This window comes from Shewanella sp. 10N.286.48.B5 (assembly GCF_002874355.2).
Taxonomy (GTDB): Bacteria; Pseudomonadota; Gammaproteobacteria; order Enterobacterales; family Shewanellaceae; genus Shewanella.
In genome coordinates, this window is the sequence record NZ_MCVG02000001.1 from 2,836,458 (window position 1) to 2,861,583 (window position 25,126).

The 25,126-nt window shown below is 42.8% G+C and carries 23 protein-coding genes; 18 read left to right on the forward strand and 5 right to left on the reverse strand.

Translation table 11 applies throughout. The features are described 5' to 3' along the window. Nucleotides 1-12: 12 nt before the first annotated feature. From leuS to lipA, 14 genes are all read left to right on the forward strand, one after another. Nucleotides 13-2,592 (forward strand): leucine--tRNA ligase, encoded by a 2,580-nt coding sequence (leuS, locus tag BCU57_RS12240; RefSeq protein ID WP_102439165.1) that lies wholly within the window; start codon nucleotides 13-15, stop codon nucleotides 2,590-2,592. A 136-nt stretch (nucleotides 2,593-2,728) separates the two neighbouring features. Continuing rightward, nucleotides 2,729-3,223, forward strand: coding sequence for an LPS assembly lipoprotein LptE (gene lptE / locus BCU57_RS12245; RefSeq protein ID WP_102438991.1), 495 nt, complete (start codon nucleotides 2,729-2,731; stop codon nucleotides 3,221-3,223). Continuing rightward, on the forward strand, nucleotides 3,223-4,254 hold the full coding sequence (gene holA, locus BCU57_RS12250) for a DNA polymerase III subunit delta (RefSeq protein WP_102438993.1): 1,032 nt from the start codon (nucleotides 3,223-3,225) through the stop codon (nucleotides 4,252-4,254). The genes lptE and holA overlap by 1 nt, the downstream gene beginning before the upstream one ends. After that, a complete protein-coding gene (gene nadD, locus BCU57_RS12255) occupies nucleotides 4,251-4,976 on the forward strand; it encodes a nicotinate-nucleotide adenylyltransferase (protein ID WP_102438995.1) in 726 nt (241 codons plus the stop codon). The genes holA and nadD overlap by 4 nt, the downstream gene beginning before the upstream one ends. A 119-nt stretch (nucleotides 4,977-5,095) precedes the next feature. Further along, a complete protein-coding gene (gene rsfS, locus BCU57_RS12260) occupies nucleotides 5,096-5,425 on the forward strand; it encodes a ribosome silencing factor (protein ID WP_076543101.1) in 330 nt (109 codons plus the stop codon). Beyond that, nucleotides 5,425-5,895, forward strand: coding sequence for a 23S rRNA (pseudouridine(1915)-N(3))-methyltransferase RlmH (rlmH, locus tag BCU57_RS12265; protein WP_076543100.1), 471 nt, complete (start codon nucleotides 5,425-5,427; stop codon nucleotides 5,893-5,895). Before rsfS ends, rlmH begins: the two co-directional genes overlap by 1 nt. A 95-nt stretch (nucleotides 5,896-5,990) precedes the next feature. Beyond that, entirely contained in the window at nucleotides 5,991-7,847 is a 1,857-nt protein-coding gene (gene mrdA, locus BCU57_RS12270) for a penicillin-binding protein 2 (protein ID WP_102438997.1), read from the forward strand. After that, the gene (gene rodA, locus BCU57_RS12275) at nucleotides 7,844-8,956 is read left to right on the forward strand and encodes a rod shape-determining protein RodA (protein WP_102438999.1); all 1,113 of its coding nucleotides are present in this window, start codon (nucleotides 7,844-7,846) and stop codon (nucleotides 8,954-8,956) included. Before mrdA ends, rodA begins: the two co-directional genes overlap by 4 nt. Before the next feature lie 95 nt (nucleotides 8,957-9,051). Then, nucleotides 9,052-10,083, forward strand: a complete 1,032-nt coding sequence (gene mltB, locus BCU57_RS12280) for a lytic murein transglycosylase B (RefSeq protein ID WP_102439001.1) — start codon at nucleotides 9,052-9,054, stop codon at nucleotides 10,081-10,083. 49 nt (nucleotides 10,084-10,132) lie between these two features. Continuing rightward, nucleotides 10,133-10,948, forward strand: a complete 816-nt coding sequence (locus tag BCU57_RS12285) for a septal ring lytic transglycosylase RlpA family protein (protein WP_102439167.1) — start codon at nucleotides 10,133-10,135, stop codon at nucleotides 10,946-10,948. Between the two features lie 281 nt (nucleotides 10,949-11,229). Further along, nucleotides 11,230-12,420, forward strand: coding sequence for a serine hydrolase (locus BCU57_RS12290; protein WP_076543096.1), 1,191 nt, complete (start codon nucleotides 11,230-11,232; stop codon nucleotides 12,418-12,420). Between the two features lie 278 nt (nucleotides 12,421-12,698). After that, nucleotides 12,699-12,965: a DUF493 family protein YbeD gene (gene ybeD, locus BCU57_RS12295; protein ID WP_076543127.1), complete on the forward strand. Its 267-nt coding sequence runs from the start codon at nucleotides 12,699-12,701 to the stop codon at nucleotides 12,963-12,965. A gap of 102 nt (nucleotides 12,966-13,067) precedes the next feature. Next, the gene (gene lipB / locus BCU57_RS12300; RefSeq protein ID WP_076543095.1) at nucleotides 13,068-13,718 is read left to right on the forward strand and encodes a lipoyl(octanoyl) transferase LipB; all 651 of its coding nucleotides are present in this window, start codon (nucleotides 13,068-13,070) and stop codon (nucleotides 13,716-13,718) included. A 1-nt stretch (nucleotide 13,719) separates the two neighbouring features. Further along, nucleotides 13,720-14,685, forward strand: a complete 966-nt coding sequence (lipA, locus tag BCU57_RS12305; RefSeq protein WP_076543094.1) for a lipoyl synthase — start codon at nucleotides 13,720-13,722, stop codon at nucleotides 14,683-14,685. 70 nt (nucleotides 14,686-14,755) lie between these two features. On the opposite strand, the gene BCU57_RS12310 is transcribed toward lipA, so the two are convergent. The 4 genes from BCU57_RS12310 to BCU57_RS12325 all read right to left on the reverse strand — a co-directional run bounded on the left by BCU57_RS12310 (nucleotide 14,756) and on the right by BCU57_RS12325 (nucleotide 17,069). After that, nucleotides 14,756-14,974, reverse strand: coding sequence for a DUF6500 family protein (locus tag BCU57_RS12310; RefSeq protein WP_076543093.1), 219 nt, complete (start codon nucleotides 14,972-14,974; stop codon nucleotides 14,756-14,758). Between the two features lie 60 nt (nucleotides 14,975-15,034). Then, nucleotides 15,035-15,508 (reverse strand): ribosomal protein S18-alanine N-acetyltransferase, encoded by a 474-nt coding sequence (gene rimI / locus BCU57_RS12315; RefSeq protein WP_102439003.1) that lies wholly within the window; start codon nucleotides 15,506-15,508, stop codon nucleotides 15,035-15,037. Between the two features lie 115 nt (nucleotides 15,509-15,623). Beyond that, nucleotides 15,624-15,989 (reverse strand): hypothetical protein, encoded by a 366-nt coding sequence (locus BCU57_RS12320; RefSeq protein ID WP_102439005.1) that lies wholly within the window; start codon nucleotides 15,987-15,989, stop codon nucleotides 15,624-15,626. Nucleotides 15,990-16,217: 228 nt separating this feature from the next. Next, nucleotides 16,218-17,069 carry a GGDEF domain-containing protein gene (locus tag BCU57_RS12325; RefSeq protein ID WP_102439007.1) on the reverse strand — a complete coding sequence of 284 codons (852 nt, stop codon included), beginning with the start codon at nucleotides 17,067-17,069 and terminating at the stop codon, nucleotides 16,218-16,220. A gap of 383 nt (nucleotides 17,070-17,452) precedes the next feature. Here BCU57_RS12325 and BCU57_RS12330 point away from each other — a divergent pair, with 383 nt between their 5' ends. The 4 genes from BCU57_RS12330 to BCU57_RS12345 all read left to right on the forward strand — a co-directional run bounded on the left by BCU57_RS12330 (nucleotide 17,453) and on the right by BCU57_RS12345 (nucleotide 23,694). Next, nucleotides 17,453-19,108 carry an amidohydrolase gene (locus tag BCU57_RS12330; RefSeq protein ID WP_102439009.1) on the forward strand — a complete coding sequence of 552 codons (1,656 nt, stop codon included), beginning with the start codon at nucleotides 17,453-17,455 and terminating at the stop codon, nucleotides 19,106-19,108. A 268-nt stretch (nucleotides 19,109-19,376) separates the two neighbouring features. After that, nucleotides 19,377-20,081 carry an oxidative stress defense protein gene (locus BCU57_RS12335; RefSeq protein WP_102439169.1) on the forward strand — a complete coding sequence of 235 codons (705 nt, stop codon included), beginning with the start codon at nucleotides 19,377-19,379 and terminating at the stop codon, nucleotides 20,079-20,081. Nucleotides 20,082-20,316: 235 nt separating this feature from the next. Further along, a complete protein-coding gene (locus BCU57_RS12340) occupies nucleotides 20,317-21,249 on the forward strand; it encodes a dihydroorotate oxidase (protein ID WP_102439011.1) in 933 nt (310 codons plus the stop codon). A gap of 276 nt (nucleotides 21,250-21,525) precedes the next feature. Then, entirely contained in the window at nucleotides 21,526-23,694 is a 2,169-nt protein-coding gene (locus tag BCU57_RS12345; protein ID WP_102439013.1) for a cation:dicarboxylate symporter family transporter, read from the forward strand. 58 nt (nucleotides 23,695-23,752) lie between these two features. On the opposite strand, the gene BCU57_RS12350 is transcribed toward BCU57_RS12345, so the two are convergent. Beyond that, nucleotides 23,753-25,111, reverse strand: coding sequence for a metal-dependent hydrolase family protein (locus BCU57_RS12350; RefSeq protein ID WP_102439015.1), 1,359 nt, complete (start codon nucleotides 25,109-25,111; stop codon nucleotides 23,753-23,755). Between the last annotated feature and the right edge of the window lie 15 nt (nucleotides 25,112-25,126).

Sequence of the window (25,126 nt, forward strand, 5' to 3'; positions counted from 1 at the left end):
CGGAATAGAGTGATGCAAGAGCAATATAATCCCTCAGAAATTGAAGCCTTGGTGCAAAAGCACTGGGAAGACAAAAAAACCTTCGAAGTAACTGAAGATGCAAACAAAGAGAAATTTTACTGTCTCTCTATGTTCCCTTATCCATCAGGCCGACTTCACATGGGACACGTGCGTAACTACACCATAGGTGATGTTGTTGCTCGTTACCAACGTTTGCAAGGTAAAAATGTGTTACAACCTATCGGTTGGGACTCATTTGGTCTACCTGCAGAGAATGCCGCAATCAATAATAAGACTGCGCCTGCGCCATGGACTTATGAAAATATCGACTACATGAAGAACCAACTTAAGCTATTAGGCTTTGGTTATGATTGGAGTCGTGAAATCGCGACTTGCACCCCTGAGTATTACCAGTGGGAACAATGGTTCTTCACCCAGTTATTTGAAAAAGGCTTAGTCTACAAAAAGACCGCCTCAGTTAACTGGTGTCCAAACGATGAAACAGTACTGGCTAACGAGCAAGTACAAGACGGTTGCTGTTGGCGTTGTGACACTGAGGTGGTTCAAAAAGAAATCCCTCAGTGGTTCATTAAAATCACCGATTACGCTGAAGAGCTATTAAACGATATCGATAAGTTAGATGAATGGCCTGAGCAAGTTAAGGCGATGCAACGTAACTGGATTGGCCGCAGTGAAGGGATTGAAATGACTTTCGGTGTTGCTGGCAGTGACGATAGCTTTGATATCTATACCACTCGTCCTGATACCGTGATGGGCGTAACCTATGTTGCAATTGCCAGTGGTCACCCTCTTGCTGAAGCTGCAGCAAAGAATAACCCTGAGCTTGCTGCATTCATTGAAGAATGTAAAAACGTTGATACTACCGAAGCGGCTATGGCTGCAATGGAAAAGAAAGGCGTTGCGACCGGTCTTAATGCAATCCACCCATTAACCGGCAAAGAAGTGCCTATTTGGGTCGGTAACTTTGTATTAATGAACTACGGTACTGGCGCAGTAATGTCAGTTCCAGCCCATGACCAACGTGATTATGAGTTTGCTAAAAAATACGGTTTAACCATTGAAGCTGTGATCAAGCCTGCTGATAGCGATGTGGATATCAGTGAAGCTGCCTTTACTGATAAAGGCGTGCTATTTAATTCAGGTGAGTTTGACGGTTTAGAGTTCCAAGCTGCATTCGATGCTATTGATGCCAAACTGACTGCTGAAGGTAAAGGTAAGCGTCAAGTGAACTTCCGTCTGCGTGACTGGGGGGTATCGCGTCAACGCTACTGGGGCGCTCCTATCCCTATGGTTACGCTTGAAGATGGCACCGTAATGCCAACACCAGCTGAGCAACTGCCGGTTGTATTACCTGAAGATGTGGTAATGGATGGTATTCAAAGCCCGATAAAAGCTGACAAAGAGTGGGCTAAAACCACGGTAAATGGCCAGCCAGCACTGCGTGAAACTGATACCTTTGATACCTTTATGGAATCATCTTGGTATTACGCCCGTTACTGTAGCCCCCATGCAGATCAAATGCTTGATCCTGCTAAAGCAAACTACTGGTTACCAGTGGATCAATATATTGGCGGTATCGAGCATGCTTGTATGCATTTGCTATACTTCCGCTTCTTCCACAAGTTGCTACGTGATATTGGTTTAGTTGACTCTGATGAGCCAGCCAAACGCTTACTGACTCAAGGTATGGTATTGGCTGATGCTTATTACTATAACAACGAGAAAGGCGCCCGCGTTTGGGTTTCACCATCTGACGTTACAGTACAAGAAACTGACGATAAAGGCCGTGTAGTAAAAGCGGTAGACAGTGAAGGTCATGAACTGGTTTATACCGGCATGAGCAAGATGTCTAAGTCTAAGAATAACGGTATCGACCCACAAGAAATGGTTGATAAATACGGTGCTGACACCGTGCGTTTATTCATGATGTTTGCAGCCCCACCTGAGTTAACCCTTGAGTGGCAAGAATCAAGCGTTGAAGGCGCACATCGATTCATTAAGCGTTTCTGGAAAACAGCTCATGATCATATCGCTCAAGGTGATGTGGTTGAACTTGACCCTAAAGCACTTGATAACAATCAAAAAGCACTTCGTCGTGAATTACATAAAACCATTGCTAAAGTCAGTGATGATGTTGAACGCCGTCAAATGTTCAATACCGCCATTGCCGCTATCATGGAACTGATGAACAAGTTGCAAAAAGCCCCGTCTGCTAATGAGCAAGACAGAGCCCTGATGCAAGAAGCATTATCAGCAGTAACACGTTTGCTTTACCCAATCATCCCACATACTTGTTTCAGCATGTGGACAGCCTTAGGTAACCAAACTGATATCGAAGATAGCCTATGGCCAACAGTTGATGAGTCAGCACTAGTTGAAGACAGCAAACTGATTATCGTGCAAGTTAACGGTAAGCTGCGTGCTAAAATCACAGTAGCTGCAGATGCTGCTAAAGAAGAAGTAGAAGCCCTAGGTTTAGCTGATGAAAACGTACAAAAATTCACTGATGGCGTCACCGTACGCAAAGTGATTTATGTACCAGGCAAACTGCTAAACATCGTTGCTAATTAATCATTTATAAGTAACGATAGCTTGAAGGTGACAAATGACAAGCAATTAGCCTCGTCATTCGTCGCCTTCATAAAGTTAAAGATGTAACCTAATACCCATCTTATGCATGTACAGTTAAAGGATGCCAAAAACAGTGATGCTAATTAAACGCATTAACTTGGCCTTGTTGGCGCTCGTCATTATGACCAGTGCTGGTTGCGGCTTTAAATTACAACGTAGCTATTCAATTCCTGCCGAACTTGAAGAATTGCACCTGCGTTCCAATGACCAATACAGTGAACTCACGCGTCTAGTTAATGAACGCCTACGTATTCACCGTGTGGCAACCGTACCTGCATCAGATGAAACACCGACTTTAAGCCTCATCAATGACTCCCTAGAGCGTGCTACCCTATCTTTATATCCTACGGGTAACGTAGCTGAGTATGAGCTTATTTATGTGGTTAATTACACTGTTATGTTCCCAGGCAGCGAGCCACAGCGATTCGTATCTGAAATTCGCCGTGATTATCAAGACGATCCGCGTACAGCACTAGCAAAAAGCCGAGAAATGGAAATGTTAGTCAAAGAAATGCGTATTCAAGCGGCTGATAATATTATCCAAACTCTGGCCTCAATCGAGGTGAATTGATGCGGGTTTACCCAGATCAATTAAATCAGCATCTCAAAACACTCCATGGTTGTTATTTACTCTTTGGTGACGACCCATGGTTAATTGAAAACTGCAAAGCGCAAATTCTCAGCGCAGCTAAAAAACAAGGTTTTGAAGAGCGGGTACATTTAACTCAAGACAACAGCTTTAGCTGGAATGATTTGCAACAAGAGTGGCAATCAATGAGTTTATTTGCCAGTCGCCGCATCATCGAGTTGACGCTTCCCCAAGCAAAACCTGGCACTGAAGGTTCTGCTGCGCTGACCGCCATGATGCAAAATCCTAATCCGGATATTATTCTGATTATCCATGGGCCAAAGATATCTGCTGAAACCAAAAGCAAATGGTTTAAATCCCTTGATAACGACGGTATTTATTTACCTTGCGCTACCCCTGAAGGGAAACAGTTCCAGCGCTGGTTAGATAATCGCATTCATTTTTACAAGTTACAGGTGCAGATGGACGCCAAAGCCATGCTGTTTAACTTGTTTGAAGGTAATTTGTTGGCTGCTGAGCAAGCCTTGCAATTATTGCAATTACTCAGCCCTGATAAGCCAATCCACAGCGATCATTTAAACGATTATTTTGAAGATCAGTCGCGCTTTACTGTGTTTCAGTTAACCGATGCGCTACTAGGAAACCACCAAAAACATGCCCAGCATATGTTGGTACAGCTTAATGCTGAAGGCACTGCGATGCCAATTCTAATGTGGGCATTGTTTAAAGAGTTAAATGTATTACTCAGTTTAAAATCTGCAGTAGAGCAAGGCGAGCAACTGAATAGTTTATGGTCTAAACATCGTATTTGGGATAAGCGTAAACCCTTTTATCAAGCGGCATTAACCCGACTGAGCCTCAGTCAAATCGAACACATGCTAGCCTTTGCCTCAAAAATTGAGCGCAACCTCAAGCAGCATGGGGTAGAAGATTGGACCGCTATCAGCCATTTAAGTCTGTTATTTGATCCTAATGCCCACAGACGATTAGCCCATATAGAACTGCAAACATGAAGATTGGGATTTTAGGCGGCACCTTTGATCCCATTCATTATGGTCATATCAAACCTGCCATTGAAGTAAAACAACAGCTCAATTTAGACAAAATTTGGCTAATGCCTAATCATATCCCGCCTCACAAACAAACCACTAAAGTTAGCAGTGAGCAACGCTTAGCTATGGCTGAGTTAGTTTGTCAGCAATATGATGAGCTTGAAGTGTGTGATATCGAAATTAATCGTGATAGTCCATCTTACACTGTGACCACTCTTGAGTTATTAACCCAGCGTTATCCCCAGCATCAATTTTATTTCATAATGGGCACAGACTCTTTTATTCAGCTAGCGTCATGGTATCAATGGCAGCAATTATTTGCCCTGTGCCATTTGGTGGTTTGTCGCCGCCCTGGTTGGTCAGCGAGCCATGACCATCCGATGATGCAACTGCTTAAACAAAAGCAAGTAGATTGTCAGCAAGCTGAGTCGATTGAGGCTAAAGTTGGCAATATATTCCCAGTTGAAGTGACCTTGCAAGATATCTCCTCTACTGAAATAAGGGCGCAGCTGACTCAGTTAATGGCTAACGAAACTCACTTACCCACCCAAAGCACTAAACTACTCGCACAAAGCACTCATTTTTCCGCTGATGGCTCTTTGAAATTAGCAAAAGGCTCATTAAATAAAAAACTCCCAGCGTGCATCCAAGCCTATATTTTACAACATCAACTTTACCGTTAACCCCTCGTAATTCCCGCCTCAAAAATCGCTGCTGTTAAAATCAATTTCAGCTTCAATTGCGCTCGCATAGGTATTTTGCGTATAATGCCCCGTTATTTTTATATATCGAGGTAAGTGACGTGCAGAGCACGGAATTAAAAGATTTTGTTATCGATAAAATCGATGACCTGAAAGCCAAAGACGTTGTGGTATTAGACGTTGCAGAACAATCACAAATCACTGATTTTATGGTTATTTGCTCTGGCACATCAAAAACACACGTTCGCGCAATTGCGGAAAATATGATCGTTGAATCTAAAACTGCAGGCTTACAACCATTAGGTGTTGAAGGCCGTGAGAGCAGTGAATGGGTACTGGTTGATCTAGGTGGCGTAATCTTACATGTAATGCAAGACCAAACACGTGAGTTTTATGATCTAGAAAAACTATGGTCTGAAAACAACGCATAATGAAGTTACAACTGATTGCTGTTGGCACCAAGATGCCAGATTGGGTAACCCGCGGATTTGAAGAATACCAACGTCGTTTTCCTCGTGATATGGCGTTAGAGTTGATTGAGATCCCCGCAGGAAAGCGCGGTAAAAATGCTGATATAGCACGCATTCTTCAAAAAGAAGGCGAACTAATGCTAGCAGCAGTACCCAAAGGCAATCACATTGTAAGCCTAGACTTGCCTGGTAAGAACTGGGAAACCCCACAACTTGCCGAGCAACTCAGCAAATGGCAGCTTGATGGCCGTGATGTCAGTTTATTGATTGGCGGTCCTGAAGGTCTTGCGCCAGCATGCAAAGCTGCTGCAAGCCAAAGCTGGTGTTTATCCGCCCTCACTTTGCCCCATCCATTAGTTCGAGTACTGGTTGCCGAAAGCCTTTATCGAGCATGGAGTATAAATAACAACCACCCCTACCATAGAGAGTAAACCTTATTGGTCAAGGCTCTGGTAAAAGCAAAGCTAATTCAGCTAATATAACAAATCTGAATTTATTAGCCTGAATCTCATCGGAGAAAGCTTAAGTGTCGCCAAAAAAGCGCATTGCCATGCACGACCACGCTGCCGAGTCGTCGCTATTCAAACGTCGTGCTTTGTTCACTTTCCTGTGCGTGTTTATTCTCATCAGTGTTTTACTGTCTAACCTTTATCAACTGCAAGTTGTCTCATACACTGATTATGAAACCCGCTCTAATGACAACCGTATCCGCGTTGTGCCCGTAGCCCCGAGTCGCGGCTTAATCTACGACCGTAACGGCCAACTGCTTGCTGAAAACCAGCCGTTTTATACCCTAGAAGTCATCCCAGAAAAGTCTAAAGATATTACTGCGACCCTAGATAAACTCAATGAGGTTATTGCCCTTACTGAAGAAGAGCGTGAAAGTATCACTGAAAGATTACGTTATCATCGCCGCTTTAAACCATTAACCATCAAAAGCCGATTAACTGAAGAGCAAGTTGCCGCATTCAGTGTTAACCAACATCAATTCCCCGGTTTTAGAGTCGAAGCAGGCCTTAAACGCCATTACCCCTATGAAGATTTGATGACTCACGTATTGGGTTATGTGGGTAAAATTAACACCCGTGATCGCGCATCTCTTGAAAAATCGGGTACCTGGAAAAATTACGCCGCCACTAATGATATTGGCAAACAGGGGATTGAAAAGTTCTATGAGAGCCTATTATTAGGCACCCCTGGTCACCTTGAAGAAGAAGTGAATAACCGTGGCCGGGTGATCCGCACCTTGAAGGTGACCCCGCCAACGCCTGGGCAAGATATTTACCTCACCTTAGATTTAAAACTACAGCAAAAAGCTATGGAACTATTAGATGGTCGCCGCGGCTCAGTGGTTGCAATCGATCCACAAGATGGCGGCGTACTTGCGATGGTATCAAGCCCAAGTTATGACCCTAATTTATTTGTTCACGGTATTAGCAGCAAGGCGTATAACGCACTACTAAACGATAAATCACGCCCTCTTATCAACCGTGCAACCCAAGGCCAATACTCACCAGCATCAACAGTAAAACCGCATATTGCACTACTGGGCTTAGAACAAAAAGCCATTAGCGAAAAAACCCGCATCTGGGATCCAGGCTTTTGGCAAATCCCCAATGTCGAACGTAAATACCGCGACTGGAAACGCTGGGGCCACGGCTGGGTTGATGTATACAGTGCCATCATGGACTCCTGTGATACCTTCTTTTATGACTTAGCCTATAAAGTCGGTGTCGATAAGATTGCTGATTTCATGAACCAATTTGGTTTTGGCGAATCAAGTGGCATTGATATCTACGAAGAAGCTAACGGCATCATGCCATCAAAAGATTGGAAGCGCATGCGTTACAATCAGCCTTGGTATATTGGTGATACGATTTCGGTGGGTATTGGTCAAGGCTACTGGACCTCAACACCATTACAGCTTGCTAATGCCGCCACCATTTTAGCCAATCACGGCACCCGTTATACGCCGCATTTATTAAAATCATTTAAAGATGACACCGCTAAAATCGATACCCCGATTGATGAGCGTGAACCAATAAAATTAAACGATGATAATAACTGGGAAATCATTAACGAAGCGATGCGAAAAACGGCTGATAAGTCTCGCTTTACTGATGCCAAATATACCGCAGCAATGAAAACCGGTACTGCGCAGGTATTTAGTGTTGCCCAAGATGAAAAATACGATGCTGATACCGTGTCAGAGTTTTTACGAGATAACGCCTTAATTATTGCCTACGCGCCTTATGAAAACCCTAAGATTGTTCTCGCGGTGGTTATTGAAAATGCTGGCTGGGGCGGAGTCAATGCTGGACCTGTCGCCCGGGCGCTATTGGATGAATACATGTTACGAGATCAATGGATGGTGGAACAATGAATACCTCACACCACCCACACAAACAGACTATTTGGCAAAAACTACACATAGACTTACCGTTATTGTTGGGCCTACTCGCGCTAATGATTTTTGGCTTGTTTGTGATTTATTCTGCCAGCGGTGAAGACTTTGCCATGATGGAAAGGCAATTTACCCGCTTTGGCTTGTCATTATTTGTCATGTTTATCTTTGCCCAAATAAACCCTGAAATTCTCAGGCGCTGGGCTTTACCTATTTACGTGGCAGGTATCATCCTACTGCTTGGGGTACACTTTTTTGGCACCATTAATAAGGGCGCACAGCGCTGGCTAAACTTAGGCTTTATGGAGTTTCAGCCATCAGAACTTATCAAACTCGCCTTCCCTATTACTATGGCGTGGTACATCAGTAAATTTCCGCTACCACCGAAAAAACGTTATTTAGCCGGTGGTTTGGTTATTCTGCTAATTCCTACGTTACTGATTGCTAAGCAACCTGATTTAGGCACCTCAATTTTGGTCGCCGCTTCGGGGATTTTTGTGCTGTTTTTATCAGGCATGAGCTGGGTAATTGTCGGCAGTTGTGTGACCGCGGTTTTAGCCTTTTTACCGGTACTGTGGTACTTCTTAATGCACGACTATCAGCGCACTAGGGTGATGACCTTGTTTGATCCTGAGCGCGACCCTCTCGGCGCGGGTTATCATATTATTCAATCGAAAATCGCCATTGGCTCAGGTGGCCTATGGGGTAAAGGCTGGCTGCAAGGCTCACAATCACAACTTGAGTTTTTACCAGAGCGCCATACCGACTTTATCTTTGCTGTTATCGGTGAAGAGTTTGGCCTGATCGGCAGTTTACTGTTACTTGCCCTGTATATGTATATCATCGGTCGCGGCTTGGTGATCGCATCGCGAGCGCAAACCTCCTTTGCTCGCTTACTGGCAGGCAGTATTACCTTAACCTTCTTTGTTTATATTTTCGTCAATATTGGTATGGTATCTGGCATCTTACCTGTTGTGGGAGTGCCCTTACCTTTAATCAGTTATGGCGGCACCTCGATGATGACATTGATGATAGGTTTTGGCATTCTGATGAGTATTCAAACCCATAGACGCTTTGTGGATAGGTAATCCCAGCCAAACCTAATGAAATAACTTAATAAGGAAAACTGCCGCACAGCTGAATTGACATCACTTAGCGGTAGTCCAATTACACAGGACCTTAAATGCAAATAACAACTAAAATCGCAACAGCGCTGGCATTACTTCTCAGTTCAACAACACTTTTTGCGGCGCCAACGCCGCCAACAGAGCAAGAAGTCAGCGCACTAAAACAGGCTTTTATCACTGAACAAGTGAGCAAGGGCTTTACCGAACAAGAAGTTCAGCAATTCCTATCATCTGCTAATCATAATCAAGCCGTACTTGATGCTATTTCCAAACCTTGGGAAGCCAAACCTTGGCACCAATACTATCCCATCTTTTTAACTGACTCCCGTTTAGAAAAAGGCTTAGCCTTTTGGCAACAAAATGCTGAAACCATCAAGCAGGCCTCAGAAAAATTCCAAGTTGACCCGCAAATCATTGTTGCCATTATCGGTATCGAAACCTACTACGGCGGCTACATGGGTAACTATAAAGTACAAGATGCGCTGTATACATTAGGCTTTTACTATCCTCCTAGAGCCACCTTTTTCAGGAAAGAATTTGGCAACCTGATGTCATTAATTAAAGAAGAGCAATTAGATAATGACAACCTTAAAGGCTCTTACGCTGGCGCTATGGGTTATGGCCAGTTTATTCCTTCAAGCTATCGTCACTACGCGGTTGATTTCAGCGGTGATGGCCGCCGAGATCTATTGAATAGTAAGCCGGATGCTATTGGTAGTGTTGCTAATTATTTCCACCAACACGGCTGGAAAAAAGGCGCACCTGTTGCCCTTAAATTAAATCACACCGTTGAAACCGCGCCTAAAGCCAAGGTATGGCTTAAAGGCAAGCCGACACAAACTGTGGCTGATATCTTGACCCCAAGTTTATCCCTAGCGGTTGCCAAAGATATTGATGCTTCGCAATCTGCATTACTGATCAAACTTGAGCAACCCAAAGCAACAGACTACTGGTTAGGGCTTAATAACTTTTATGTGATTACCCGCTACAATCGCAGCCCACTATATGCCATGGCGGTATATCAATTTAGCCAGCAATTAGCAGCTGCGTACCACTCAGGTGCAGCCCCTGCACATGACAACAAATAAGATGCGCACTCACATGAACGGTCAAATAAACTGTCACATTAAATATGACATGCTAAAAAAGTCACTCATTAGTCTCGCCGTGGTTGGGTTGTGCGGTGCATTGGCTGCGTGTTCAAGTTCACCGACGCCAACTAGCCAAGATGACCGCTATCAGCTCAAAGATGATCGCGCCCCTAAAAGTGCCCCCGATGTCAGTAAGGTTGAAGATGCCCACCCAAAGTATGAGCCCTATAGTCGCCAAGGAAACCAGCAAAACTATACTGTGCGCGGCAAGTCATATCAGGTGATGTCGAGCGCGAAAGGTTTTAAACAAACGGGCGGCGCATCTTGGTATGGGTCAAAGTTTCATGGCCACCTAACATCAAACGGCGAAACCTATGATATGTACTCCATGTCAGCAGCCCATAAAACCTTGCCATTACCAAGTTATGTGCGAGTCACTAATGAGGCTAATAACAAACAAGTCATTGTCAGAGTCAATGATCGTGGCCCATTCCATGAAGGGCGCATCATTGATTTATCCTACGCAGCGGCCTACAAAATTGGTATGTTGCAGCAAGGCACCGCTAAAGTCAGCATTGAAGCCATTCATATTGAGTCACCAGAATCAATGGCACTAGATGAACTAAAAGACTCCAGCGTGCATTTTATTCAAGTGGTGGCCTCTAAAGATCTGCTGCGGATTAATGTGCTGGCAAAAGAGCTTGAACAAAAGTACCAAGTGCCGGCAAAAGTTGAAGCGGCTAATGGCTTTTATCGCCTACAACTCGGGCCAATTGGACAGCGTTATTTAGCGAATAAAGTATTAGTGCAGCTAAAACAAGATGGCCACCCTAATAGCTATATGATGTACCCTAAAAAATAACCAGTTTTTGAAAAATAATAAATTAGCCTGCCTGACAGTTTATTTATGTTAATGAAGCTTAATGTCAAATTGTCAGCGACTAATGATATAATGTTTTTAATTATGTCGTTTATTCATTTAAACCTACTAAAGGTGCTTTAAAGTAATAATCTTGCTTGGTTTTTATGCTATTTTTGATAAATGCGTTTGTTGGTGCTTTCACTAGCACATCAAACACGGTAAGTTAAAAATAAACCCTAAACGACGTCACCTTCTACATTGACCAGAGATGTGCCAATTTAATGATGAATATTGTTAACACTCCCCTAAAATCTTTGCTGTTGCTTTCTGCGGTATCTTTTTCATCTCAAGCAGCCAACGCAGCTAATGCACCTATGGTTATGCCTAATGCGCCGACTGTCGCCGCTAAAGCTTATGTTCTAATGGATTACAATTCAGGGCGCGTGATTGCTGAAAGCAATGCCTATGAATCACTTAACCCTGCTAGCTTAACTAAAATGATGACCAGTTATGTTATTGGTCATGAAGTTAAAGTCGGTAATATTTCTTTAGATGATGAAGTAACCATCAGTAAAAAAGCTTGGTCTAAAAACTTCCCAGATTCGTCAAAAATGTTTATTGAAGTGGGTAAAACTGTCACGGTCGAAGATTTAAACCGCGGCATTATTATTCAATCAGGTAACGATGCCTGTGTGGCAATGGCAGAACATATCGCCGGCACCGAAGATGGCTTTGTTGACTTAATGAACTCATGGTCAAAGCAACTGGGCATGACCCAAAGTTACTTTGAAAACTCACATGGTTTAGATTCTGATAATCACAAAACCACCGCCTATGATATGGCATTGCTAGGCGCAGCGTTAATTCGTGATGTGCCAGATGAATACCGTGTTTATTCAGAAAAATCTTTCACCTTTAACGGCATTAAACAATATAACCGTAACGGCCTATTGTGGGATAACAGCCTTAATGTTGACGGCATCAAAACTGGCCATACATCAGGTGCGGGTTACAACTTAGTGTCTTCAGCAACCAATGACGGTATGCGTCTCATTACCGTGGTGATGGGTACTAACAGCGAGTCAGCCCGTAAAGCTGAAAGCAAAAAGCTGCTTAACTACGGTTTCCGTTTCTTTGAAACCATTACCCCATATAAAGCTGGCGACACCTTTGTTACCCAAAAAATCTGGTATGGTGATCGTGAAACGGTTGATTTAGGTGTCGTTACCGACACGCCTATTACCATTAATCGCGGTCAAGCTAAAAACTTACAAGCAAACTTTGAGCTAACTAAGCCACTAACGGCGCCGTTAGCGAAAGGCGAAACTGTTGGCCGTGTTTTCTTCCAATTAGATGGCAAAGACATAGCTCAATTCCCATTAGTCACTTTAAATGAAGTCAATGAAGGCAGCTGGTTTAGCAAATTGATGGATTACTTCAAGCAAATGTTTGAAGGCTGGTTTGGTGAATAATAAGCTAAGCTATTTTCTAAATAATTAGCAAAATGGTCAGTTAAACAAACTGATATCTACAATAAAGCCACCTTCGGGTGGCTTTATTGTTATCGAAGCAGCAGCGCAAAACTAACGCCTTAGGTAATAAATTACAATGGCGCAGTAAAAATGACCATCAAACGCTGCTCGCAGACTTGTATTACAGTATAATTACCCCATATAGAAGTGATAACAGCTTCAACTGTACCTGCTGTAATATCTACAAACAGGCGCATTCAACCGTAGAGAGCAAACACATGTTAGAAACAAACTTTGGCGAACTAATGGATTTTCCAAATTCATGCCCATTCAAAGTCATCGGTAATGCTGACGATACCTTAGCTGATCGCATCGTTGCTGTAGCGCAAAAACTCGCTCCTGGCGATTATGCGCCAACAGTCAAAGCATCAAGCAAAGGCACCTACTACGCAGTATCAATTCGTATTACTGTTACCAGTAAAGAACATATTGAGCAAGTTTATACAGATCTTGCTGCAATTGAAGGTGTAAACCGCGTACTTTAACACCGCTCAAAATGGTATAAAACGTGATCCACCTATCACTTTGATGTTATTTCAGTGATAGGTGCGTATAATAAGCCAACTTTTTTGAGGGAGAGCTTGCCCTTGCAAACTCAGACGTTACATATCAGGCATCTTGGCCGCCAAGATTACGAGTCGGTCTGGCATGCCATGCAAAGTTACACTGACAATCGCGACAGTGACAGCAACGACGAGCTATGGATAGTTGAACATTCACCGGTATTCACCCAAGGCCAAGCAGGCAAAAGTGAACACATTCTCAATCCTGGCGATATCCCAGTGATCCAAGTGGATCGCGGCGGACAAGTCACTTATCACGGCCCCGGCCAACTGGTTGTCTATCCACTCATTGACATAAAAAGAAGTAAACTCGGTGTGAGACAATTAGTGAATAATATCGAGCAAAGCATCGTTGATATGCTCGCCATGTACGATGTCAATGCTTACGCCAAAGCAGATGCACCCGGTGTCTATGTTGACGAGCGAAAACTCGCGTCATTAGGGTTACGCATTCGTAAAGGCTGCTCTTTTCATGGCCTTGCCCTCAACGTCGATATGGATTTAGCACCATTTCTGCGCATTAATCCTTGTGGTTATGCCGGACTTGAAATGGTGCAATGCAAAGCCTTAGGCGGCCCACAAACCGTGACTGAAGCTGGCGACAAACTGATTCAAACATTAAGCCAAGTATTAGGCTACCAAGAACTTGTACATCATCAAGGATTAGCAGAATAAAATGAATAGGCCTGAAAGATTACAACCCGGTGTTAAATTGCGTGATGCTGAAAAAGTCGCGCGTATCCCTGTTAAAGTGGTTCCATCTGAACGTGAAACCATGTTGCGTAAACCAGATTGGTTAAGAGTAAAACTCCCTGCATCAAACCAGCGAATTACTGATATAAAATCAGCACTGCGTAAAAACGGTTTGCACTCAGTATGTGAAGAAGCCTCATGCCCTAACCTTGCTGAATGCTTTAACCACGGTACTGCCACCTTTATGATCTTAGGGGCGATTTGTACTCGTCGTTGCCCTTTTTGTGATGTTGCCCACGGCCGTCCACTAAAGCCTGATGCAGCTGAGCCTAAGAAACTCGCGCAAACCATTCAAGATATGAAGCTTAAATATGTGGTGATCACCTCTGTAGATCGTGATGATTTACGTGACGGCGGCGCACAGCACTTTGCTGATTGTATTCGTGAAATCCGCATCTTAAATCCTGAAATTAAAATTGAAATTTTAGTGCCTGATTTCCGTGGCCGTATTGACGCCGCTTTAGATATTTTAGCCACTGAGCCACCAGATGTGTTCAACCACAACCTTGAAACAGCGCCAATGCATTACCGTAAAGCGCGCCCTGGGGCAAATTACCAGTGGTCATTGGATTTACTAAAACGCTTTAAAGACCGTCACCCTGATGTTCCAACTAAGTCAGGTTTAATGATGGGCTTAGGGGAGTCAAACGAAGAAATCGCCGATGTATTACGTGATTTACGTGCTCATAACGTCGAGATGTTAACCTTAGGTCAATACTTACAACCAAGTAAGTTCCACTTACCGGTTGAGCGTTACGTGCCACCAGCAGAGTTTGATGAGCTAAAAGCATTAGCTGACGAGATTGGCTTTACCCATGCAGCCTGTGGCCCGCTTGTACGTTCAAGCTACCATGCGGATTTACAAGCGCAAGGTAAAGAAGTGAAGTAAGCTTTATTTGCTTCCTAAGAGACTAAAACGGCGCCTAGAGCGCCGTTTTTAATGTCTGTTATTAATAGTATTACTTACCAGCTTGAACCATTGCTTTAATCACATGGGCTTTAACGAAATGATCAAGTTGATGAGTTTCAATCCACCAAGTCGCAGCTTCCATCAATAATATCGGGTCATCGTTCTTATTGGCAAAAAAGGCATAAAATGATAAACCAACATTATCGCCTTTGGCGGCAATTTTTTTATCGCACACTTGGATTATTTTGGCTCTTAACGACTCTCTCATTTAACGCTCTTTATTGGTTTAACAATATTAATTTACTCAGCATATGATTCATTCAGTCATTTATTCTGGCAATAACCTGTAATCCATCAAGATAGCATCTTCACGGCCAGTTACGCTTGGGTAATAACCCGTGCGGCGACCTGCTTCAACAAAACCTAATGTATTATACAAGCCAATTGCAGCAAGATTAGACTGTCGAACCTCCAACATCACCACCACTGCCTGTTTCACTTTAGCATCATAGATAACATGATTAAGTAGCTGCTTTCCTAGACCCTTTCCTTGTTGATTCGGCGCAATACAAATATCTAATAACGTCAGCTCATCGACAATTTGCTGCACAATGGCAAAACCAATAAGCTCATCTTTATCAAAGACTCCATAAACGCGATATAAGCGGCCAAAACAGTCTTCTAAGCTTGCTAAACTCCAAGGGTGAGAATGTGCAGCAGACTCAATTTCAAACATTGCAGCTGTGTTTTCAGGAGATAATAACGAAATTGTTAAACTTGTTTGAGGAGAAGCTGAAGTCATAAGGTTTCTTCAATAGTGGAAGTTTGAATAATCGAAGCTTTAAATAATCGAAGCTTTAAATAATCGAAGCTTTAAATAATCACTGTTTTATATCGTCAATGTCAGTAACTAAATTCTAAGCTGACTTATCTGTATCAATCGAAGCCGTTTTATCAAGCTGCAAACCAAGCTGTTGCCACAGGTCTCTCTTACCTTGATGGCCTTGCAATAACGCCTCAATAGGATCGGTAATAATCCAAGCCACTCGTGGACGGACGCGCATTTTGCGCATATCCCAAATCACCTGCATGCCTTTGACCATTTCAGTATCAAACTCACATTGTGACTCATCAATATGTAATAGCGACAACACGCTTTTAACCAAACTATGCTGGCTAATATCATCACCGTCATCATGAATAATTAAATACGGCTTGCCTTGGCTATCAGCGCTGCGCCAACGGGTTACGCCCATGGCATCTAAAAAAGCTGATTTTTCCATAGTAATTCTCTATCAATGATCTCGTCACTAGAATAGCAGTTCATTAACCACAATGTGAGAGCAAATCAGCTTGAGCGGGTAGATTTAATCCAATTAAAGCCTTAACAACAAAAAACCGCAATAATTTAAAAACCTTGGTAAATACATATCTGGTTAATAGGAGCCCTAGGTTCTTCAGAATGAGCGATATTCACCACTCGCGATTCTAGTTTTAAGAATAATGATCCCTTAACTCTTTTCAACATCTAAAACAGATTCAGGTAGTGTGGTTGTCGGTAGATGAGATTGATAATACTGATGGGGCATTTCATTCTTTTTTGCGTGATACATGGCGATATCGGCATGCTTAATTAAGGTTTTGCTATCTTGCCCATCTTCTGGATACTGAGAAATTCCAATACTGGCGGCAATGACAATCAAATGTCCAGCACAAGGAATGTCAATTAATAGTGCAGTTTCAATATCTTTCGCCACATCAGAAATATTCAGATTGGCGGTATCAGGAATAATAATCGCAAATTCATCACCGCCAATACGGGCCGTTAAGCTATTTTCAGGTACGACTTGCAAGATCCGCTGGGCAATCACTGTTAAAATTCGGTCCCCTTCTGGGTGCCCAAACGTGTCATTAATCATTTTAAAATTGTTAATGTCTAACATTAAGCAATAAAAACCTTCACTTTTTAGCGCTAACATTTGATCCATATGGCGATAAAAGTGCTGACGATTGGCTAATGTGGTTAACAAATCATGGTTCGCTTGATGGTGCTTTTGCTGCAATAACACATCAATATCCATAATTGTTTGCTTACTTAGGTTCGTCACCAAGTACACAAACCCGCCGCCAGCGAAGAAAATACCAGCCACCACTAATTGTATAAAATCAATCTCACTGGTAGAGCTAAATAATAAAGATAAATAACTGAGGTAACTGACAATAAATAATCCAATTAACAATAACAGCGTCAACCAGCCTTTATTACTAAACTGAGAATAAGCACAGATGGCATAAGCTGGGCGTAACGATAACACCAGCCCGATGCTTCCAACCAGCACCAAAAATAAAGCAACATAATCCATAGCACACCCAAACAGTTGTCAAAATCACATTCGATTCATTTTATTCAGTTCTCGAAGCTCTTTGCCATAAAAGACATTGGCGTTGGAATTCACTGAAACCGATAAGGTTAATTAATATAAATATTGTTATATATTAACCTATTACATAATTTAAAGTATACCAGTTCATCGCAACTATCGATATTCAAGGTTTAGCCAACGGCCTACTAAATAAAGAGGGAGCATTGCGCTTTCGAGATGAATATTAACCACCAAAGTGCTACAGCCCTAGAGTCAAAGGTCTCTTTTCAAAATAAAGCAGTTAACATTTTGGTAACAGTGTGGCATTTTGTATTTAAGATACGCTAAAAACACAAATAATAAGAACATGGACCGGTTTAATCATGCTTAAGAACTATAAATTACTATTACTTACTTGCCTTTGCCTTCCCCCGTTAACAAGCCTTGCCCAAAGTAAACTTATCAATAATATCAATGGCTACACTGTCAGTAATGGTAAATTAGTTGAGTTTAAGGCATTACAATTTAACGGCGATGTCATTGAAAAAATCTACCTTGAAAATGAACATCTTCCCTACAGTACTAACACCAGTATTGTAAGAATTGATGGACAAGGCAAAACCTTACTACCAGGCCTTATCGATGCGCATGGTCATGTTTTAAGCTATGGATTAAGCCTGATGCGAGCCCAGTTACGTGGCAGCGTGACTGAACAACAAGCCGTTGAAACTGTTGTAGCATTTAGGCAATTACAACCAACAATGCAATGGATACAAGGACGCGGCTGGAACCAAGTGTTATGGCCACAACAAAACTTTCCCGTGGCTGCATCACTGGATAAAGTCTTTCCCGATACCCCTGTATGGTTAGTTCGCATTGATGGCCATGCTGGCTGGGCAAATAGCGCTGCGATGAAAATCGCTGGTATTAGCTCTGCCACCACCAGCCCTGAAGGTGGTGAAATTATCAAATATGCTGATGGTCAGCCGACAGGGGTATTTATTGATAATGCCATGAGCCTGATCACTACTAAAATCCCACAACCTTCTATCGACGAGCAACAAGAAATACTGCTAACAGCTCTTACTTCGCTGGCTAAGCAGGGATTAACAAGTGTCCATGATGCAGGTATTGGCAGTGACACTATCGCGGCTTATCAGGCACTTGATTATGCCGATAAACTGCCAATTCGCGTGTACGCCATGATAGATGCTCAAGACCCTGAATTTGACAAGATGATGCAGGCAGGGCCGATGGCTTCAGGCTCAGATAAATTACACATCAGCAGCGTAAAAATATCCGCCGACGGCGCCCTTGGCAGTCGCGGCGCTGCATTGATTGAAGACTATAGCGATTTAGCTGGCCACAAAGGTTTATTACTTTATTCAAAAAAAGATCTCGGCGATACCATACAACAGGCGATGGATGCAGGCTTTCAGGTCAATACTCACGCCATTGGCGATCATGCCAATAAAATAGTATTGGATCATTACCAAGCGAATATTGCCACAAGTAACAGCCGTCATTTACGCCATCGCATAGAACATGCCCAAGTGTTGCAATTAGCCGATATTCCACGTTTTGCGCAACTCAATGTTATCGCATCAATGCAAGCAACCCATGCCACAAGTGATAAAAACATGGCATTAGACCGAATTGGTAATGCCCGTATAAAAGGCGCCTACGCTTGGCGTAAGCTACTTAATGCCAATACGATTATTGCCGCAGGCTCTGACTTCCCCATTGAGTCGCCAAATCCTTTTTATGGCCTGCACGCCTCGGTAACTCGTCAAGATCACGACAATCAACCTGTTGATGGCTGGTATCGCCGCGAAAGCATGAATTTAACCGAAGCATTAGCCACATTTACCACCCACGCCGCTTTTGCCGCCCATCAAGAGCAAATGATTGGCCAACTTGTCCCTAAGCGTAAAGCAGATTTTATTCTGATTGATAAGGATATCTTTGCTATTAACCCTAAAGATATTTGGAAAACTAAGGTGCTGGAAACTTGGGTTGATGGTGAGCGAGTAGAATAACGCCGCAATCATTTTTAATATGCCTAACCTAAAAGCCTAGCGATTAATTTAACTAGGCTTTTTTACGCCTATATTTTGCATTAAACGCCAAACGCCTAAAAAGTGCTTATTAAAAACTGACTTTTCTTAATTAGGTTTTATCGCGTCAAAAATAAAATTCAATAAATTAACCCTTTTCAAATTTGCTCTCGTTTATAGCTATAACAAGGTTACTACCAACCTCATTTATTGTTTGGAGCACGACATGACAACATCAACACATCGCATTATAAAAACAACCTTAATGAATGGTTTGCTAGCAACAGGATTACTATTTGGTTCACTGTCTCAAAATGCTATTGCTGCTGACTATAATTTTCCACATATTGAAACGGTTGGTACGAGCCATTTAAAAATAGCCCCTGATATGGCGGTAATTTCAGTTCAAGTCAGCCTAACTAAAGATGATGCTAAGCAAGCTAAAGTCGCTGTTGATCAAGCCGTCGCTAAATTCATCAAGCGACTCAAGGATGCTGGAGTCGATAAAAATGCGATATCTAGCGCTAATTTGAGCATTCAGCCGCAATACCATTACCCCTCGAAACAACCCAAAGAGTTAGTGGGTTACCGCGCTAACAGACAAGTGATTGTTACCATCAAGCAGTTGCCTAAGCTTAATGACATTTTAGATTCCGCATTAGAAGAAGGCATTAATCAGGTGCAAAATATCAGTTTGAAATCATCAAACGAAACTGCAGCGATTGAACAAGCAAGACAAGCCGCTATTAAAGATGCCAAACAAAAAGCCCAATCATTGGCCCAAGGGTTTGAGCGTGAGCTTGATGGTGTTTGGAAAATCCGTTACTTAACTCAGCAGCCGGTACAACCTGTGATGATGCGTATGGCGGCAATGCAAAGTGACACGGCCGAAAGCTATCAATACGGTCAAGTCAGTGTCGAGGAGCGTGTTGAGGTCATTTACAAATTAAAATAGCTATAAACGTAAGTGGCGATTAACAGCAACAGTTCATCGCCGCCTTACTCGGTGGTATAAAGAACAGCGCATAAAGAACAGCAGCATTTATGCGCTCTAGTTAACACTCTTAAAAAATAATCACACATTTGTCATATTTATTGTTTTTAATCAATACCTCTATTGTCCCGCTGCATAAACTACCTCGCAATTTACACATGCTTTTTTATTGTTTATTCCACCAAGAGGACGCTTCATGAACATCGATTTATCCACTGAAATTGCTGGTATTAGCTTAGACAGTTACTTAATGAATGCCTCTGGCCCCAAGTGCACCACTTGGGATGAACTGCACACGATTGCCCAATCTCATTCGGCTGCTGTGGTCACTAAATCTTGTACCATGGAAGCGCGCGAAGGCAATCCTGAGCCACGCTATAAAGATTTACCATTAGGTTCGATTCAATCGATGGGCTTACCCAATTTAGGTTATAAAGCTTATTTAGCAATGGTGCCTCAATTAAAAGCATTAGGTAAACCTGTTGTTGTAAGCATTTCAGGCTTTAGCATTGAAGATAATATTGAAATGGTCAGCGCCTTTCAAAACAGTGATGTTGACCTAATTGAAGTTAACTTCTCTTGCCCTAATATCCCCGGTAAAGCGCAGGTCGCCTATGACTTTGAACAAACTGACAAAGCACTCGCTGCCCTAACAGCGCTAGGCAATAAACCAATTGGGATTAAACTGGCGCCTTATTTTGATATGTCACATTTTGTGGCAGCAGCCAATGTCATCAAAAAATATCCAGTAAAATTTATCACCTGCATTAACTCAATCGGCAACACTTTAGTTATCGACCCGTACACTGAGCAACCCATAATCAAGCCTAAAGGCGGCTTTGGTGGTTTGTGTGGTGATTATATTAAACCTGTCGGTTTAGCCAATGTGCGCGCCTTTCGTGAACTGCTGGATGATGACGTACAAATCATTGGCGTTGGCGGGATAAAAACCGGAATCGATGCCTTTGAATACCTACTCGCCGGTGCTGATGCGGTACAAATCGCGACCTGTTTTGAAAAAGAAGGTGAAGCTTGCTTTGAGCGTATTGAAACAGAACTCGCTGACTTCATGCGCGGTAAAGGTTACCAGTGTATTAATGACGCTAAAGGCAAATTAAAACCGCTTTAATGATACCAGTGGCACATTAAGCCTCTGAATATCTGTATTGAAACTCCCCCCCTTCCCCTTTAAAGCCACTGTATTTACAGTGGCTTTTTAGCCGTTTCAAAAACACTGCATATAAATAAATTCAGTAAGATATTTATTGTACAAATTATCCCTAATCCAAACTAACACTGTTAATATTAAACTTGAGCAACAACTTTGTAGCATTATCAAAACATTAGCCTGCTAACGGTTAATGTGAGTTTACCCTCAAGCCCAGATAATAAATGGAACATAACTGTGTTTAAAAAATTACTTGCGATGACCAGTTCAACCCAAATGCTAGTGGCTATGTTTGTCGGCTTTGCTGTGGGGATATTCTTTGGCGAGTCCGTAGGCTGGCTTAGCGCTATCGGTAATGGCGTTATTTTATTAATGCAAATGACCGTATTGCCTTACATAGTGGTATCGCTTATTGGCGGTATAGGCAAACTGCAAAAAAGCACGGCCATATTAATTTTTAGCCGCGCTGGCGCCATTATGTTATTGCTGTGGTTAGTCGGTTTAGTTCTCACTGCGTTAATGCCATTGTCTTTTCCGTTTATTGAATCAGCATCGTTTTTCAGCACCAGTATTATCGAACCTGCCCAGCCGATTAATTATTTTAAGCTCTATATTCCTTCAAACCCGTTTGAGTCGATGGCGGAAGGCTATGTTCCTGCCATGGTGGTATTCAGTATTGCCTTGGGTCTCGCGTTAATTAGTATGGAGGGCGACAATAAAAAGCTGGTGTTAACCTTCATGCATACCATCACAGAAGCCTTTTCTCGGATCACCCAAGGCTTGGTTAAAGTGTTGCCTATTGGTATTTTTGCCATGTCAGCATCGGCGGCTGGCACTATGGGAGTTGATGAATTTGCCAGTATGCAGGTTTACCTTATTAGTTACTTTGCTTTGTGCTTATTGCTCACATTTGCAGTGCTACCTTGGATAGTTTCGTCATTAACGCCAATCACTTATAGGCAGACGGTTAACATAAGTAAAGCCAGTTTAGTTACCGCCTTTGCCACAGGTAATATCTTTATTGTTATTCCGGTAATTATTGCTGAGTGTAAGCAAATTATGCGTGAGCATAATAACTTAACTGAAGATGGCGTCACCCTGATTGAGATTTTGGTGCCTATTGCATTTACCTTCCCCAATATCGGTAAATTAACCGTTATCTTGTTTGTCTACTTTGCTGGCTGGTTTAATGGCACCCCTGTTGATATCAGCGCTATGCCATCATTGTCTGTTAGTGGCTTATTATCTTTATTTGGTAGTGTGTATGTCGCCATTCCTTTTATGTTGGACTTAGTGCAACTACCTTCAGACTTATTCCAACTATTTGTCATGTCAGGCTTTATCACAGGCAAGTTCAACTCTATTGCCGCAGTAATGAACCTATTCGCCCTCACCCTATTAACCGTGTGCTTATTCCAAGGGACACTGAAAATTCGTCCGCCGCAATTAATTAAAATGTCGGTTGGGCTTTTAGCCAGTACCGCGGTCACCATTGTTGTTTGCCGCATAGGTATGGGATTATTTATACATAGCCCTGATATCACCAGTGAGGTGATCGCCAACATGAAAGTGGCTGACAAAGTGCCCACGAAAGTGACTCGCCAATACCCTGAAATCGGTAAAACGCCCACTCAAGCAATCGCCAGCGTCCATTCCATTCGCCAACGTGGCTTACTAAGAGTCGGTTACATTCCCAGTAATGTGCCTTTTAGTTACTACAATAATGCCGGCCAGTTAGTGGGCTTTGATATTGCAATGGCCACTAAGTTGGCGGAGGACTTGAAAGTCGAGGTAGAGTTTATCCCGTTCAAAAAAGATAAGCTCGCAGCGTCATTACAGGCTGGCTATTTTGATGTCGCCATGTCGGGGCTGTCAATGGATATCAAACAAATGGACAGGCTTAGTTATGGCGAACCAGTGCTAGAGCTTAACATCGCCATTGCCACTCAAGATCATCGGGTTAATAGCTTCAAAACTGATGAGTCCATTCTCGAAATGGAAAATACCACCATCGCCTATGTTGAACATGATGATAAAATTGCCGATGCCAAGAAAAAACTGCCTCATATTAATTTTGTTAAAATTGACGGTTATAAAGATTTCTTTAGGCAAAAAGCGCCCAAATACGATGCGGTGGTGATCAGCGCTGAAGCAGGTTCAGCTTGGACATTATTCTTCCCAGGCTACGGCATTGCCATTTTAGAAGGTAAAAATCGCTACCCTGTGGCTTATGCTGTCGCACAAACTAATCAGTCACTATTAAACTACATTAATAACTGGCAAAAACTGCGCCGAGTCGATGGCCACCAGCAACAATTTTATGATTATTGGATGCTAGGAAAAGGCGCAACCACACCAGTGCCGCGATGGTCGATTATTCGTGATGTACTGCATTGGGTTGACTAAATTAACCATCCATTAAAAAGGCTCCTTCGGGAGCCTTGGTGATAATGATTAGCCAAGGTTATTGCTTATGTACTTTACCTGATTTCATGACAAAATGAATATCAAGTAAGGCATCAATACTTTCAAGGGGGCTCGCTTTCATTGCAATAATGTCAGCATGCTTACCTTGTGCTAGCGTGCCTAGAGTATCGCTCATATCAATAAGGTCAGCAGCGTTAATGGTCGCACTGACTAAGATATCTTGATTGCTCATCCCCGCCTGACTCATCAGCACAGCCTCCTTAGCGTTATCGCCGTGGCGTGATACGCCGCTATCTGTACCAAAAGCAATGTTAACCCCCGCTTTATAGGCATTACCAAAGTTGTTTTGCATATCATGACCGACCCTAATCGCTTTGGCTTTAATTGCTTCAGACATAAAGTTGCCATCACTTTTAGCCATTTGAACCACAGTGTCACCCGCTAACAGAGTTGGCACTAAGTAAGCCCCTGACTTTTTAAATAGCTTAATCGATTCTTTATTGGCGTAACTGCCATGTTCAATGCTATCAACACCTGCTCTCAGAGCCGCATTAATCCCTTCAGCCGCATGGGCATGGCTGGCGACTTTACGCCCTAATGCATGCGCTGCATCAATGACTTCTTTTAACTCGTCATTGGCCATCTGCTGGCCTGTGCCGGTATTGGTATCTGACAACACGCCGCCTGTAGAGGTAATCTTAATCACATCAGCGCCATATTTTATCGCTCGGCGCGTGGCACGGCGGCAATCAAAGGGACCATCACAAATGGTTTTAGAGGTCAACATATCCAGCAGATCAGGGCTCTTACCATCCACATCACCATGCCCGCCAGTGACAGAGACGCCGCCTGAAGCAATAATTCGAGGGCCTGCCAACCAGCCTTTGTTAACCGCATCACGAAGCGCATAAATCTGCTCAGGCTTGGCGCCTAAATCTCTTACTGTGGTAAAACCAGCTAACAGTGTTTTATTTGCAAAATAAGCACTTTTCATTGCCACATCGGCATCTGACATGCGTAATGCTTCGCTGTCATTATTGGGCCCTAACTCCCCTTGTAAATGCACGTGCATATCCATTAAACCCGCCATGACAAAGCTGTCTTTGAGGTCAATATATTCAAGGGTATCTGCTTCAGTTATTTGGCTGGATGGAAGCTCAATATAGCCACTGTTGATGGCGCTGATTTGACCATCTTTAATCACTATCGATTGCTTAGTTGTCGGCTTTTCACCTGCAACAGCAAGTAACTCCCCGGCATGGATAACGGTAAAGTCTGCTGCTTGAAGCGCAAATGGTGTGCTGCATAAACTCACCAGCAATCCCAGTTTATAGGCTTTTTGATAAGGCTTTTTGTTAGAAAGCGCATTTGTGAGTCTTGAATTAAACCTTGTCATAATTCCCTGCTTCTT

Excerpts from the sequence above, each read along its gene's own strand:
- leuS (WP_102439165.1), top strand. The coding sequence starts at position 13 with ATGCAAGAGCAATATAATCCCTCAGAAATTGAAGCCTTGGTGCAAAAG.
- lptE (WP_102438991.1), top strand. The coding sequence starts at position 2,729 with ATGCTAATTAAACGCATTAACTTGGCCTTGTTGGCGCTCGTCATTATG.
- holA (WP_102438993.1), top strand. The coding sequence starts at position 3,223 with ATGCGGGTTTACCCAGATCAATTAAATCAGCATCTCAAAACACTCCAT.
- nadD (WP_102438995.1), top strand. The coding sequence starts at position 4,251 with ATGAAGATTGGGATTTTAGGCGGCACCTTTGATCCCATTCATTATGGT.
- rlmH (WP_076543100.1), top strand. The coding sequence starts at position 5,425 with ATGAAGTTACAACTGATTGCTGTTGGCACCAAGATGCCAGATTGGGTA.
- rodA (WP_102438999.1), top strand. The coding sequence starts at position 7,844 with ATGAATACCTCACACCACCCACACAAACAGACTATTTGGCAAAAACTA.
- mltB (WP_102439001.1), top strand. The coding sequence starts at position 9,052 with ATGCAAATAACAACTAAAATCGCAACAGCGCTGGCATTACTTCTCAGT.
- BCU57_RS12285 (WP_102439167.1), top strand. The coding sequence starts at position 10,133 with ATGCTAAAAAAGTCACTCATTAGTCTCGCCGTGGTTGGGTTGTGCGGT.
- BCU57_RS12290 (WP_076543096.1), top strand. The coding sequence starts at position 11,230 with ATGATGAATATTGTTAACACTCCCCTAAAATCTTTGCTGTTGCTTTCT.
- ybeD (WP_076543127.1), top strand. The coding sequence starts at position 12,699 with ATGTTAGAAACAAACTTTGGCGAACTAATGGATTTTCCAAATTCATGC.
- lipA (WP_076543094.1), top strand. The coding sequence starts at position 13,720 with ATGAATAGGCCTGAAAGATTACAACCCGGTGTTAAATTGCGTGATGCT.
- BCU57_RS12310 (WP_076543093.1), bottom strand. The coding sequence starts at position 14,974 with ATGAGAGAGTCGTTAAGAGCCAAAATAATCCAAGTGTGCGATAAAAAA.
- rimI (WP_102439003.1), bottom strand. The coding sequence starts at position 15,508 with ATGACTTCAGCTTCTCCTCAAACAAGTTTAACAATTTCGTTATTATCT.
- BCU57_RS12320 (WP_102439005.1), bottom strand. The coding sequence starts at position 15,989 with ATGGAAAAATCAGCTTTTTTAGATGCCATGGGCGTAACCCGTTGGCGC.
- BCU57_RS12325 (WP_102439007.1), bottom strand. The coding sequence starts at position 17,069 with ATGGATTATGTTGCTTTATTTTTGGTGCTGGTTGGAAGCATCGGGCTG.
- BCU57_RS12330 (WP_102439009.1), top strand. The coding sequence starts at position 17,453 with ATGCTTAAGAACTATAAATTACTATTACTTACTTGCCTTTGCCTTCCC.
- BCU57_RS12340 (WP_102439011.1), top strand. The coding sequence starts at position 20,317 with ATGAACATCGATTTATCCACTGAAATTGCTGGTATTAGCTTAGACAGT.
- BCU57_RS12350 (WP_102439015.1), bottom strand. The coding sequence starts at position 25,111 with ATGACAAGGTTTAATTCAAGACTCACAAATGCGCTTTCTAACAAAAAG.